This window comes from Williamsia phyllosphaerae (assembly GCF_014635305.1).
In the GTDB taxonomy this organism is placed as follows: Bacteria; Actinomycetota; Actinomycetes; order Mycobacteriales; family Mycobacteriaceae; genus Williamsia_A; species Williamsia_A phyllosphaerae.
The window spans coordinates 156,561-169,731 of sequence record NZ_BMCS01000003.1 but is presented as its reverse complement, the minus strand read 5'-3'; the positions used below and the strand labels follow the sequence as shown (position 1 = coordinate 169,731).

Sequence of the window (13,171 nt, the reverse complement as noted above, 5' to 3'; positions counted from 1 at the left end):
ATCGTCGCGTATCGTTCGCCATGCGAAAAACATGGCGCGTCGCGATCACACCCCTCGGGGACGAACCTGACACTTCGGGCAACTGAACGAGCTGCGGTTCATGAACTGCTCGCGACGCATCAACCGACCGCACCGCCGACACGGCTGCCCCTCACGCCCGTAGGCGTTGAGCGACCGTTCGAAGTAGCCGGACTGCCCGTTGACGTTGACGTAGAGCGCGTCGAACGAGGTGCCCCCCGACTCCAACGCCTCCGACATCACCTGCCGCGCGGCGTCGAGCAGCGACCGCAGCTTGCGCGGACCGAGCTCGTCGGTCATCCGTGCGCCATGGATCTTGCTGCGCCACAACGCCTCGTCGGCATAGATGTTGCCGACGCCACTGACCAGGGTCTGGTCGAGGAGCGCGCGCTTGATCTCGGTGTGCTTCGTCCGCCATGCGGCCACCACCGAGGCGGGATCGAAGAGCGGGTCGAAGGGATCGGCGCCGATGTGGGCGATGGTGGTCGGGATGTCGGCGAGCGCCGGATCCGGGTCGTCGGAGTAGGCGTCGAGGAACCAGCCACCGAAGGTCCGTTGGTCGACGAACCGGAGTTCCATCCCGTCGCCGAGCTGCGCCCGCACCCGCAGGTGCACGGGGTCCGGGGCGTCCGGTGAGGTCACCAGCATCTGACCGCTCATGCCGAGATGGATCACCAGCGCCAGGTCGGAGGAGTCGGCGGGCGGGTCGGGGACCGCGGAATCGACCGGGACAGAGGCCCTCTGGGCCACATCCGGTCGGTGCAGGTCGAGCCACAGATACTTGCCACGACGGCGCGCGGCGCGGATGGTGGCGCCGGCCAACACCCCGGACAGGTCGTCGGCGCCGGGCAGGTGACGGCGGACCGCGCGGGGGTGGAGCACGGTGACCGAATCGATGGTGCGCCCGACGGCGTGCGAGTCGAGTCCGCGACGTACGACCTCGACCTCGGGAAGTTCAGGCATGTCCGCCTGCGATGGAGCGGGAGGCGATGACGACCACTAGGTGGCAGAACCCGACTCGGTGATCGCCTGCCAGGAGGTGGCGGCCGCCTTCTGCTCGGCTTCTTTCTTCGTCCGCCCGACACCGACGCCCAGAGCATCGCCCGCGACGAGCGCGGTGGCGGTGAACTCCTTGCTGTGATCGGGCCCGATCGAGGTGATCTGGTAGGTCGGGACGCCGAGTCCGCGAGCCGCGGTGAGCTCCTGCAGGGAGGTCTTCCAGTCCAGTCCGGCGCCCATCATCGCCGCGCGCTGCATCGATGCCGCGAACAACGCCGAGACCACTTGACGCGCAGTCTCGAAGCCGTGGTCGAGGTAGACCGCACCCAGGATGGACTCCATCCCGTCGGCCAGGATGCTCGCCTTGTCGCGGCCGCCGGTGAGTTCCTCACCGCGACCCAGCAGCAGATGGCGTCCGAGGCCACCCTCGCCCAGCCCCCGCGCGATGTCGGCGAGGGCGTACATGTTGACGACGCTGGCCCGGATCTTGGCCAGCTCCCCCTCGGGACGATCGGGGTGGGTGAGGTAGAGCTCCTCGGTGATGACCACACCGAGTACCGAGTCGCCGAGGAACTCGAGACGCTCGTTGGTGGGCAGTCCGCCGTTCTCGTAGGCGTAGGAACGGTGGGTCAACGCCAGCACGAGCAGATCGTGCCGGATCGACACCCCGACCGCCTCGAGCAGGGGCGCGGGATCGACGACGAGCACAGGGGCCGCCGGCGCCGGGGCCGACTGCGCGTCGCCGATGGGGCGCGGTTCGCCGGCGGTCACGGGAGCATTCCGGGTCACTCCACCCGTCCCGTCATCGCGACGTGTCCGGGCCGGTGTCGGTGGCGGCCGCGTCGCCGTCGGTGGCAGGGTCGCCGTCGGTCACGAGATCCTGCAGGGCGGCCCATCGCGGGTCGATCTTCTCGTGATGGTGCTCGGGATCGGCGTTGTCCAGCCGCACCCCGCAGTCGGGGCACAGTCCGCGACAGTCGTCGCGGCACAGCGGCACCATCGGGAGGTCGAGACCGACGGCATCGATGACCGCCTGCTCGAGATCGAGCTGATCGTCGGAGATGCGGTGGATGTCGTCGGCGTCGGTGGTCTGATCGGTGACGCTGTCGGGATAGGCGAACAGCTCGGTCAGGAACACGTTGACCGTGCCGCCGAGCGGTTCGAGACATCGCGCGCACTGGCCGGCGGTGTCGCCGCTCACCGTCCCGGTGACGAGCACGCCCTCGGCGACGGCCTCGAGACGCAGGTCGAGGTCGATGTCACTGTCGGACGGGATCGCGATCAGATCCAGCCCGATGGAACGATCGACCGAGACGGTCCGGTGCACCTGCGCCATCGACCCGGCACGCCGGCCCAGGGACCGGATGTCGAGCACGAAGGGGGTCACCGCGGAATGGGTACGAAGACGCTGATCGGACACGAATCACCACGGTACGCCGATGGGCCAGGACAGACGAACCCACCCGATCCGTCGGTGCTCGACACGAGACGAGCGGTCAGACCGCCACTCCGGTCGGGAACTCCATCCCGGCGCGCGGGTGCTCGTTGTAGTCGTGTACACCCGCACCCGTGCGCAGCTGCTGACGACCACGGTTGACCGAACGCATCGTGCCGGTGAGGACCTCTTCGAAGTCGGCCAGCTTGTTGTCGACGTAGACGTCGCACTCGCCGCGCAGACGATCGGACTCGGCGTGGGCGGCGTCGATGATGCGGTCGGCCTCGGACTTGGCGGCCGCGACGACCTCGGTCTCGGAGACGAGTCGCTGCTGCTCGGCGATGCCGTCGGCGACCGACTTCTCGTAGCTGCTGTTGCCGGACTCGATCATGCGAGCGGCCTCGGCGCGTGCGCGACCGGTGACGGCCTCGAACTCGCGAGCGGCGCCCGCGGCGGTGCGCTGGGCGTCGGCGTTGGCCTCGGAGACCACATCGGTGGAGTGGGCCTGTGCCTCGGCGACCATGCGGTCGGCCTGCGACTTCGCCTCGGACAGGATCCGGTCGGCCTCGGCGCGGGCGTGCGACACCATGGCGTCGGCCTGCGAGGTCGCCTCCGTGATCGCGCTCTCGGCGTGATCACGGGCGTCGCCGACCAGCTTGTCGCGCTGATCGAGGACGTCCTGGGCGTCGTCGAGTTCCGCGGGGATCGAGTCCTTCACGTCGTCGAGGAGTTCCAGCACGTCACCGCGTGGGACGACGCAGCCGGCGGTCATCGGGACGCCACGCGCCTCCTCGACGATCGCACCCAGTTCGTCCAGAGCTTCGAATACTCGATACACAGCTACCTCTGTTTCCCGCTCGGGGTTGAACCCCTACTCGAGTGATTGGTGTTGTTTCTGTGACCAGTGTGCCCACTGTTACTCGATTTTCGCGGCATCTCACCGGGCGTGTCGGGAGCTGCCGACCGTGCGCGGTCGGCTCGGCGTCGTCGCCGGTCAGGAATCGAGCTTGGCGCGCAGCGCGGCGTACACCGGGGGCGGCAGGAACGGCTGGACATCGCCGCCGAGACGGGCGACCTCCTTTACCAGCGAACTCGACACGTGCGACCACTGCGGATCGGTCAACATGAAGAAGGTCTCGACGTCGGTCAGATCTCGGTTCATCTGGGCCATCGGCACTTCGTAGGAGAAGTCGACCGTGCTGCGCAGACCCTTGACGATCGTGCCGAGGTCGTTCTCACGCAGATGGTCGACGAGCAACCCCTCCCAGCGGTCCACCCGGACCGTGGGCAGATGGGCTGTGCACTCCTCGATCAACGAGACCCGCTCGTCGATGCTGAACATCCCCTTCTTCGCGGGGTTGATCGTCACCGTGACGACGAGCTCGGAGAAGCGGGCGGCGCACCGCTCGATCACGTAGAGGTGGCCGCGCGTGAGCGGGTCGAACGATCCGGGGCAGACGGCGCCAGGCATGGGGTCAAGCTAGCAGGAGGTCGGCGGCGACCCGACCCGTCGACGTCAGCTAGGTGACGGTGGCGATGTCGACCCGGGTCTCGCCGTAGGTCCGGGACAGATAGGACTCCAGCCCGGCCGGCCACTCGGTCGGCGCCGACCGCGCCGAGCGCTCGACGACGACGACCGCGTCCGACGACAACCACCCGTGGGCGAGCAGTCCGGACAGATTCGCCGAGACCGCCGCGCCGTCGAGCGCATAGGGCGGATCGAGCAGCACGACGTCGAAGGCGTCGGGCGCCTGCGACCCCACCACGATCTCGACCCGACGCCGCAGGACGGAGAACGCCGCGGACGGCAGCGCGGTCGCGGTCACGTTCGAGGCGATGGTCGAGGCCGCCCGGGCGTCGGATTCGACCAGGGTCGCGTGCGCGGCCCCTCGGGACACCGCCTCGAGACCGAGAGCACCCGAACCCGCGTAGAGATCGAGAACCCGCAGGCCGTCCAACCCGACCCGGGAGTCGAGGATCCCGAAGAGCGACTCGCGGACGCGATCCGACGTGGGACGGGTGCCCGCAGGCGGTGCGGCGATGACGCGTCCACCGGCCAGACCCGCGATGATCCTCACGCCGGTCATTGTCGTACGTGTCGAACACGGACACGTCGGCGGCCCCGGACGGACGCAAAGGTGACGGGACTCACAAAGACGTGTTGTACTGGCCCTTAGTAGCGCTTTTACCTGCAAATATCCGATCCTGGGTGACATCGCTGTGACCCGTTGTTAACTTCATTGATGACATGACCCCCACACAGATGAGTGCGACCCTGACCCCTTCACCCGAGGTGACCTTCCGTGCGCCCGACGTCTCCGACGGCGTCCGCCTCTGGGAGATCGCCCGTGACTCGGAGGTCCTGGACCTCAACTCGAGCTACTCCTACGTGCTGTGGTGCCAGGATTACTCGCGCACCTCGGTCGTCGCCGAGGTCGATGGGAAGGTGGTCGGTTTCGTCACCGGGTACGTCCGTCCGCAGGCGCCCGACACCGTGATGGTCTGGCAGGTCGCCGTCGATGCCGACCAGCGCGGACTCGGCCTCGCCGGCCGCATGTTGACCGCGCTGATGGACCGGGTCGAGGGCGACGCGATCACGCGGATGCAGACCACGATCAGCCCCGACAACGACGCGTCGCAGGCACTGTTCACCCGGTTCGCCGAGCGTCGCGGCATGACGATCACCCGTCGCGACTACTTCGCACCCGAGGTCTTCCCGGACTCGCACGAGCCCGAGGATCTGTACACCATCGCGCCCCGGACCTGACCTCTCCGTACGTCACAGCCCGTGTGCGGTCACCGTCGAGCACCGTCGCCGACCATGACCCGTCCGCACACTTCCACGGGACCGAGCACGCAACGCCGCTCCCCCGCCTCTCGACCCAGGGATTCACCATGACTTTTTCCGACAGCATCTTCGCCGAGCGCGAGTCCGAGGTCCGCAGTTACAGCCGCGGCTGGCCGGCCGTGTTCGCCACCGCCTCCGGTTCGTGGCTCACCGACCGTGACGGCCACAAATACCTCGACTTCTTCGCAGGCGCCGGAGCCCTGAACTACGGGCACAACCACCCGGTGCTCAAAGAGGCCCTCCTCGAATACATGGCGGGCGACGGCATCACCCACGGGCTCGACATGTCGACCATCGCCAAGGGTGAGTTCCTGCAAACGTTCCAGGACACGATCCTGATGCCGCGCAATCTCGACTACAAGGTGATGTTCCCCGGCCCCACCGGCACCAACACCGTCGAGGCCGCGCTGAAGCTGGCCCGCAAGGTGACCGGCCGCGAGGCGATCATCAACTTCACCAACGCCTTTCACGGGATGACGCTCGGCGCCCTGTCGGTCACCGGCAACGCGTTCAAGCGTGCGGGTGCCGGTGTGCCGCTGGTGCACACCACCCCGATGCCCTACGACGACTACTTCGACGGCGAGATGCAGGACTTCGGCTGGTTCGAGCGGGTGCTCGAGGACTCCGGCAGCGGTTTCAACAAGCCGGCCGGCGTCATCGTGGAGACCGTGCAGGGCGAAGGTGGCGTCAATGTCGCCCGCGCCGAGTGGCTGCGTGGTCTCGCCGACCTGTGCAAGCGGCACGACATCCTGCTCATCGTCGACGACGTGCAGATGGGCTGTGGCCGTACCGGACCGTTCTTCTCGTTCGAGATCGCCGGCATCACCCCCGACATCGTCACGCTGTCGAAGTCGATCGGTGGCTACGGCCTGCCGATGGCACTCACCCTGTTCAGGCGTGACCTCGACATCTGGGAGCCGGCCGAGCACAACGGCACCTTCCGCGGCAACAACCCGTCGTTCGTCACGGCGAAGGCCGCGGTCGACCATTTCTGGTCCGACGACGCCTTCGAGAAGGAGACGATCGCCAAGGGCAACCGCATCCACGAGGTGTTCACCGAGCTGTCGAACAAGCACGAGGGCGTCAGCACCCGAGGCCGCGGTATGGCCCAGGGTCTCGTCTTCGAGGCGCCGGGCCAGGCGGGCAAGGTCTGCCAGCTCGCGTTCGACAACCACCTCCTGACCGAGACCGCCGGCCCGTCCGACCAGGTGGTCAAGCTGCTCCCGCCGCTGACCATCACCCACGACGAGCTCGAGCAGGGTCTCGACATCCTGGCGACGGCGACCGCACAGGTCAGCTGACCCGCCGTTCGACGCCGAACCGCCTCACGACCGCACAACGAGAGGAACGAAAAATGATCGTCCGCACCACGACCGAGATCACCGACACCGATCGCGACATCGTCTCGGAGAACGGCAACTGGCGCTCCAAGCGAATCATCCTCGGCGGCGACAAGGTCGGTTTCTCGTTGCACGAGACCGTCATCAAGGCCGGGTCGGTCAACGAGTTCCACTACGCGAACCACGTCGAGGCCGTGTGGCTGATCTCCGGCGAGGGCACGCTCCTCGACCGGGAGACCGGCCAGGAGTACCCGCTGGGACCCGACACGATGTACCTGCTCAACGGCCACGAGCGCCACACCGTCACCGCGAAGACCGAACTGCGCATGTACTGCGTGTTCAACCCGCCGGTGGTGGGCAACGAGACGCATGACGAGAACGGCGTCTACCCGCTGGTCACCGTCGACGACTGACATCTGTGATGGCCGATCAGGACGAACGCACGCCGGTTGCCCTGACGCCCGGACACGACGAGCACCTCGCCGCGGCGATCGAATCCGCGGGTGGGGTGCTCGTTGCTCTGTCCGACGCGCGTGTGTTGGTGTGGGCAGGCGGTGTCGACGACTTCCCGCGCGAACTGCCCGACTCGATCGAGTGGGTCGCACTCAAGCTCGCGGGCATCGAGGAGTTCATGTCGGCCGGGTTGATCGACGACCGCCGGATCTGGACCAACGCGTCCGGGTTCTACGCCGAGAACGTGGCCGAGCACGCCCTCGCCCTCCTGCTCGCCGGCCTCCGCCAGATCCCCGCGGCCGTGCGATCGCGATGGGACAAGGACGCCATCGACACCTCCATCCGATCACTGCACGGCTCGACCGTGGCGATCGTCGGGGCGGGCGGTATCGCTCGATCGCTGATCCCGCGTCTGTCCGCCTGCGGCGCCGAGGTGATCGCGGTCAACCGGTCCGGTCGGCCCGTCGACGGCGCCCGTGAGACCCTGCCCGCCGACCGCGTCGGCGAGGTGTGGTCGCGCTGTGATCATGTCGTCGTCGCTGCGCCCTCGACGGCGCAGACCCGCCATCTGATCGACGCGTCGGTGCTGGCCGCGCTCCCTGATCACGCCTGGATCGTCAACGTCGCCCGCGGTTCGCTCATCGACCAACGCGCACTGCTGGCCGCCGTGCGTGACGGTCAGATCGCCGGTGCCGCAATCGATGTCACCGATCCCGAGCCCCCGGCCGCCGACGACCCGATCTGGGACGAGCCCCGGATCATCGTCACCCCGCACGTGGCGAACCCGTCGTCGGGACTCACCCGCACGCTCGCGCCGTGGATCGCGGAGAACCTTCGTCGGTTCCGCGCCGGCCGGCCGCTGCTGTCCACCATCACGCCCGGCAGCACCTACTGAGATCGACGCGGCGTCAGCCCTGCCGGGTGGGCCGGATGGTGATGTCCCCGACCTCCACGTCCGCCGGTTGTTCGATGGCGAACGCGATCGCCCGCGCGACCGCGTCGGGGTCCAAACCCAGATCGGCCACGGCGCCGGTGAGCGCCTCGCCCGCCTCCCGGTCCGACCAGGACTCGGCGATGCGGTCGGAGAACTCCGTGTGGACCATGCCCGGTGAGATCGACGTGGTTCGCAGGACGCCGTCGGTCGACTCCTGGCGTAGCCCCTCGAGGAGGGTCCGGACAGCATTCTTGGTGCCCGCGTAGACCGCCTGCATCGGGGTGATCTTCAGCCCCGACGTGGACAGGGTGGTGACGAGATGGCCGTGACCCTGCGAGCGGAAGACCGGCAGGGCGGCGGCGATCCCGTTGAGCACTCCACCGACGTTCACGTCGATCATCGCCGACCAGCCGTCGACGTCGAGACCGTCCATCAGACCCAGGTGCGCGATACCGGCGTTGTTCACCAGTACGTCGAGCCGACCGAAACGCGTCACGGCCGCGTCGACGAGCCCCTGCACATCCTCCCGACGGGTCACGTCGGTCGCGTAGACCTCCGCCCGACCGCCGCCGTCGACGATGTCGCGTGCGACCTGATCGAGACGGTCGGTCCGGCGTGCGCCGAGCACGACCGCGGCGCCGCGCGCGGCCAGTACTCGCGCGGTGGCCTCGCCGATGCCGCTGCTCGCTCCCGTGATCGCGACGACCTTGTCGAGGATGTCAGCCATGGTCAGTACCTCCGGGGTCTAGTGTGGACACATGTCCGCTTATCCTCCGACAGTAACGGACACGTGTCCGCTTGACCAGTCCGCGCGGTCCTCGGTGGGTCGATGACGACGCCGCGACGGGCCGACGCCCTCGAGAACCGCGAGCGGATCGTCGCCGCGGCACGGGCGGCGATCGCGGCATCGGACGAGGTCAGACTCAACGCCATCGCCAAGGACGCGGGTGTCGGCCAGGGCACCCTGTACCGCCATTTCCCGACCCGCGAGGACCTGCTCGCCGAGGTCTACCGCGGTGACGTCGACGTCCTCGTCGCGGCCGCCCCCACGCTGCTGGCCGACCACCCGCCGATCGAGGCGCTGGCACTGTGGTTCGAGCGGGTCGCCGACTACGCGCAGATCAAGCGCGGGGTGTTCGCCGCCGTCGAGGCGGGCGTGTGGCGTGCCCTGTCGGCGCACAGCATCGGACCGATCGGTGACGCGGTGTCGACCCTGCTCGCCGCCGGTCGTGCGGACGGCACCATCCGTCGCGATGTCGATGCACGCGATGTGATCCTGCTCATCGGTTATCTGACACGGCTCGACGACGAGGAGTGGGAGTGGCGTGCCCGCCATCTGCTCGGTGTCGTCCTCGACGGCCTGCGGACACCGAACTGACCCGGTCGGCGCCACCGTCGGTTCGCCATCGTCGGTTCGCCACCGTCGCACCCGCCACGATCTCGCTACCCTGGAGTGGTGCGCACTCGTAGTCAGCTGGCCTGGGTTCCCGGCGAACCCACCGAGGTCGACGACGATCTCGACGAACGGATCGATCGGGCCCGGGCGCTGCTGAGCGGCCGTCGTGTCGTGGCGATGACCGGGGCCGGGATGTCCACCGACTCGGGTATCCCCGACTACCGCAGCCCGAACGCCGTCCCCCGCGCACCGATGACCATCGACATGTTCCTGTCGTCGACCGACTTTCGTCGGCACTACTGGGCCCGCAACCACCTCGGCTGGCGACACATGGACGCCGCACTACCCAACCGCGGACACCTCGCCATCACCGAACTCCAGCGTCAGGGGATGGTGTCGGGCGTGATCACCCAGAACGTCGACATGCTGCACATCAAGGCGGGCAACGCGCCGGTGCTCGAACTGCATGGTTGTTACGGCCGCGTCTGCTGCGTCGACTGCGGCTGGCAGATCTCCCGCCACCGACTCGCGACGATCCTGGAACCGCTCAACGCCGACTTCTCCGCACGGATCCGCAGTCGGGGTGCGATCGAGGTCGCCCCCGACGCCGACGTCGCGGTGTCCGACACCGGGGACTTCGCGATGATCGACTGTCCCGAGTGCGGTGGTGCGCTCAAACCGGCCATCGTCTACTTCGGCGAGAGTGTTCCCAAACCGACTGTCGCGCGCGGCTATTCGATGATCGACGACGCCGATGCCGTCCTCGTCCTCGGATCTTCGCTCACGGTCATGTCCGGACTGCGCTTCGTCCGGCACGCGCACCGCACGGGAAAGACCGTCGTGATCGTGAACCGGGGCCACACCCGCGGCGACGACATCGCCGACCTCAAGATCGACCACCGCTGCGCCGAGGTCCTCACCCGACTGGCGCAGCAGAGCTAGGTCCTCATCGCGCAGCATCGGCGCCGGGGCTGCTCGGCCTCGGCCGGACGGTCAGGAGCGCAGGACCAGGTCGTCGGCGTGGACCACCGGACGGCGCAGGCCCGGCGGTAGGTCGGCGGTGGAGCGGCCGATCATCTCCGCGACCTCTGCGGCCTCGTAGGCGATGACCCCACGTGCCCGCACGGCTCCGTCGGCACCGACGACGTCGACGACGTCGCCACCGAGGAAGCGACCCTCGACCCCGACCACCCCGGCCGGGAGCAGGGACTTGCGACGGGCGATCGCGGCTGCGGCGCCGTCGTCGACGACGATGCGGCCGCGTGTCTCGGCGGCGTGGCGGACCCAGAAGTTCCGGGCCGACATGCGGGTGTCCCGGGCCGCGAACGCGGTCCCGACACCCGCGTCGGCCAGGGCGGCGGCGGCGTCGGATGCCGCGGCGAGCAGGACAGGTACGCCGGCGTCGGCGGCCAGGCGTGCCGCCGACAACTTCGACGCCATCCCGCCGGTGCCCAGCGCCCCACCGGATCCGGCGATGACCCCGTCGAGGTCGGCGGCGCCGGCCACCTCGGCGATCATCCGGGCACCGCCCTTGCGCGGGTCCCCGTCATAGAGACCGGCGACGTCGGACAGCAGGACCAGGGCGTCGGCTCCGGCCAGGTGCGCGACGAGCGCGGCGAGACGGTCGTTGTCACCGAACCGGATCTCGTCGGTGGCGACGGTGTCGTTCTCGTTGACCACCGCCACCGCCCCCAATGTGCGGAGTCGGTCGAGGGTCCGTTGGGCGTTGGCGTGCTGGGCGCGCATCGAGATGTCGTGTGCCGTCAGGAGAACCTGACCGACGGTGCGTCCGTATCGCGCGAACGAGGTCCCCCACGCGTGTGCCAGTGCCAGCTGGCCCACGCTTGCGGCCGCCTGCTTCGTGGCCAGGTCGGTGGGTCGCTTCTTCAGTCCCAGCGGCCCGATACCCGCGCCGATCGCACCCGACGAGACGACGATGACGTCGGTCCCCGACGCCATCCGGGACTCCAGCGCGTCGGCCAACGCATCGAGGCGCTCGAGGTCCAGACCGTCGGAGATGTCGGTCGGCGACGACTTCACCAGCGCCGACGAGCCGATCTTCACGACGATGCTGCGTGCGCCCGAGATCTGGGTGCGTACCGGTGATCTGAGCTCAGCGGTCATCGTCGTGCAGGTCGTCGCTCAACCCGTCGTCCGACATCCCGGCGTCGGCGAAGGCCTCCGCACCGAGATCGACCGGCGCAGAACCGAAATCGTCGGCGTGGTGGCGGCGCGCCTTGCGCGCGACCTTGCGGTCGGCGGCACCGATGCGATCGGGGCGATCGAGTCGGACGTCGCTGCCGCGTCCCTGGATGGGCACGTCCTCGCCGCTGGGTACCTGCGGATCCCAGTCGAAGCTGACGTCGCCGATGGTCACGGGGGCACCGGCCACCGCACCCTGTTTGGTGAGTTCGGCCTCCACGCCCAGGCGACTCAACCGGTCGGCCAGGTAGCCGACGGCCTCGTCGTTGTCGAACTGGGTCTGCTTGATCCAGCGTTCCGGACGCGTACCGCGGACGATGAACCCACCCGGGGTCGCCGGGTCGGGCACGACGGTGAAGCCGGTGTCGTCGACCGCCTTGGGACGGATGACCGCGCGGCGCGGGACCGGCGGCGGGTTCTCCGTGCGATGGCGACGTACGAGTTCGGCCAGCGCATAGGTCAATTCGGTCAGCCCGGCATGGCTGACCGCCGAGATGGCGTAGACAGGCCAGCCGCGCTCCGCGACCTCGGCGGTCACCAGTTCGGCCAGATCGGCGGCGTCGGGGACGTCGATCTTGTTGAGAATGACCACACGGGGACGGTCGGCGAGGTCGGTGAGACCGTGGTCGGACGACAGCGCAGGCGTGTAGGCGGCGAGTTCCGCCTCGAGTGCGTCGATGTCGGACAACGGATCCCGACCGGGATCGAGGGTCGCACAGTCCACGACGTGGGCGAGGACGGCACACCGTTCGAGGTGACGGAGGAACTCGAGGCCGAGCCCCTTGCCCGCCGACGCCCCCGGGATCAGGCCCGGCACGTCGGCGATGGTGAAGATGTCCGAACCCGCGGTCACGACACCGAGATTGGGCACCAGCGTGGTGAACGGGTAATCGGCGATCTTCGGCTTGGCCGCCGAGAGGACCGACACCAGCGAGGACTTGCCCGCCGACGGGAAACCCACCAGACCGACGTCGGCGACCGACTTCAGCTCCAGGACGAGTTCGTTGACCTCACCCTCCTCGCCGAGGAGGGCGAATCCGGGTGCCTTGCGGGCACGGGAGGCCAACGAGGCGTTGCCGAGCCCGCCACGGCCGCCGGCCGCGGCGGCGTAGGTCGTTCCCGCGCCGACCATGTCGGCGACGATCTTGCCGTTGGCGTCGAGCACCACCGTTCCGTCGGGCACCGGCAGGATCAGGTCGTCTCCGTCGGCGCCGTCGCGGTTGGAACCAGCACCCGGTCGGCCGTTCTGGGCGCTGGCGTGCGGCCGGAAGTGGAAATCGAGCAGCGTGTGCACCTGTGGGTCGACCACGAGGGTGACGCTGCCGCCGTTGCCCCCGTTGCCGCCGTCGGGTCCGCCGAGCGGTTTGAACTTCTCACGATGCACCGACGAGCAGCCGTGACCGCCGTTGCCCGCCGTTGCGTGAATGGTCACGCGGTCGACGAATCTCGACATTTCCCAGCCTTTCTCGGTGATGTGATGGGCTCGTCAGGTGCGACGGGCCCGGTGATGCGAAAAGAGACGAGGGGCGGGCCGGGTGTCGAAAGA

The 13,171-nt window shown here is 68.7% G+C and carries 15 protein-coding genes; 6 read left to right on the top strand and 9 right to left on the bottom strand.

Features of this window, described 5'->3' with window-relative positions:
• Positions 1 to 45: 45 nt before the first annotated feature.
• From mutM to rsmD, 6 genes are all read right to left on the bottom strand, one after another.
• Positions 46 to 981 (bottom strand): bifunctional DNA-formamidopyrimidine glycosylase/DNA-(apurinic or apyrimidinic site) lyase, encoded by a 936-nt coding sequence (gene mutM / locus IEV93_RS19360; RefSeq protein ID WP_188492098.1) that lies wholly within the window; start codon positions 979 to 981, stop codon positions 46 to 48.
• A gap of 36 nt (positions 982 to 1,017) precedes the next feature.
• Positions 1,018 to 1,725, bottom strand: coding sequence for a ribonuclease III (gene rnc, locus IEV93_RS19355; protein ID WP_188493202.1), 708 nt, complete (start codon positions 1,723 to 1,725; stop codon positions 1,018 to 1,020).
• A 94-nt stretch (positions 1,726 to 1,819) separates the two neighbouring features.
• Positions 1,820 to 2,437 (bottom strand): YceD family protein, encoded by a 618-nt coding sequence (locus IEV93_RS19350; RefSeq protein WP_229705341.1) that lies wholly within the window; start codon positions 2,435 to 2,437, stop codon positions 1,820 to 1,822.
• 76 nt (positions 2,438 to 2,513) lie between these two features.
• Positions 2,514 to 3,290: a DivIVA domain-containing protein gene (locus tag IEV93_RS19345; protein WP_188492096.1), complete on the bottom strand. Its 777-nt coding sequence runs from the start codon at positions 3,288 to 3,290 to the stop codon at positions 2,514 to 2,516.
• 156 nt (positions 3,291 to 3,446) lie between these two features.
• On the bottom strand, positions 3,447 to 3,923 hold the full coding sequence (gene coaD, locus IEV93_RS19340; RefSeq protein ID WP_188492094.1) for a pantetheine-phosphate adenylyltransferase: 477 nt from the start codon (positions 3,921 to 3,923) through the stop codon (positions 3,447 to 3,449).
• Positions 3,924 to 3,972: 49 nt separating this feature from the next.
• Positions 3,973 to 4,530, bottom strand: coding sequence for a 16S rRNA (guanine(966)-N(2))-methyltransferase RsmD (gene rsmD, locus IEV93_RS19335; RefSeq protein WP_371873867.1), 558 nt, complete (start codon positions 4,528 to 4,530; stop codon positions 3,973 to 3,975).
• A 170-nt stretch (positions 4,531 to 4,700) separates the two neighbouring features.
• Between rsmD and ectA the strand changes: the two genes are divergently transcribed.
• From ectA to IEV93_RS19315, 4 genes are all read left to right on the top strand, one after another.
• The gene (gene ectA / locus IEV93_RS19330; RefSeq protein ID WP_188492090.1) at positions 4,701 to 5,219 is read left to right on the top strand and encodes a diaminobutyrate acetyltransferase; all 519 of its coding nucleotides are present in this window, start codon (positions 4,701 to 4,703) and stop codon (positions 5,217 to 5,219) included.
• 128 nt (positions 5,220 to 5,347) lie between these two features.
• Positions 5,348 to 6,601 carry a diaminobutyrate--2-oxoglutarate transaminase gene (ectB, locus tag IEV93_RS19325; RefSeq protein ID WP_188492088.1) on the top strand — a complete coding sequence of 418 codons (1,254 nt, stop codon included), beginning with the start codon at positions 5,348 to 5,350 and terminating at the stop codon, positions 6,599 to 6,601.
• 53 nt (positions 6,602 to 6,654) lie between these two features.
• Positions 6,655 to 7,053 (top strand): ectoine synthase, encoded by a 399-nt coding sequence (locus IEV93_RS19320; protein WP_188492086.1) that lies wholly within the window; start codon positions 6,655 to 6,657, stop codon positions 7,051 to 7,053.
• Between the two features lie 8 nt (positions 7,054 to 7,061).
• On the top strand, positions 7,062 to 7,988 hold the full coding sequence (locus IEV93_RS19315; protein ID WP_188492084.1) for a D-isomer specific 2-hydroxyacid dehydrogenase family protein: 927 nt from the start codon (positions 7,062 to 7,064) through the stop codon (positions 7,986 to 7,988).
• A gap of 13 nt (positions 7,989 to 8,001) precedes the next feature.
• On the opposite strand, the gene IEV93_RS19310 is transcribed toward IEV93_RS19315, so the two are convergent.
• Positions 8,002 to 8,754: an SDR family oxidoreductase gene (locus IEV93_RS19310; protein WP_188492082.1), complete on the bottom strand. Its 753-nt coding sequence runs from the start codon at positions 8,752 to 8,754 to the stop codon at positions 8,002 to 8,004.
• 102 nt (positions 8,755 to 8,856) lie between these two features.
• Here IEV93_RS19310 and IEV93_RS19305 point away from each other — a divergent pair, with 102 nt between their 5' ends.
• Both IEV93_RS19305 and IEV93_RS19300 read left to right on the top strand, forming a co-directional pair.
• Positions 8,857 to 9,405, top strand: a complete 549-nt coding sequence (locus IEV93_RS19305) for a TetR/AcrR family transcriptional regulator (RefSeq protein WP_188492080.1) — start codon at positions 8,857 to 8,859, stop codon at positions 9,403 to 9,405.
• A gap of 78 nt (positions 9,406 to 9,483) precedes the next feature.
• Complete coding sequence (locus tag IEV93_RS19300) at positions 9,484 to 10,365, top strand: Sir2 family NAD-dependent protein deacetylase (RefSeq protein ID WP_188492078.1); 882 nt, start codon at positions 9,484 to 9,486, stop codon at positions 10,363 to 10,365.
• 51 nt (positions 10,366 to 10,416) lie between these two features.
• Here the strand turns inward: IEV93_RS19300 and proB are convergent, their stop codons facing one another.
• Positions 10,417 to 11,547, bottom strand: a complete 1,131-nt coding sequence (proB, locus tag IEV93_RS19295; protein ID WP_188492076.1) for a glutamate 5-kinase — start codon at positions 11,545 to 11,547, stop codon at positions 10,417 to 10,419.
• Positions 11,537 to 13,078: a GTPase ObgE gene (gene obgE / locus IEV93_RS19290; RefSeq protein WP_188492074.1), complete on the bottom strand. Its 1,542-nt coding sequence runs from the start codon at positions 13,076 to 13,078 to the stop codon at positions 11,537 to 11,539. The genes proB and obgE overlap by 11 nt, the downstream gene beginning before the upstream one ends.
• Positions 13,079 to 13,171: the final 93 nt, after the last annotated feature.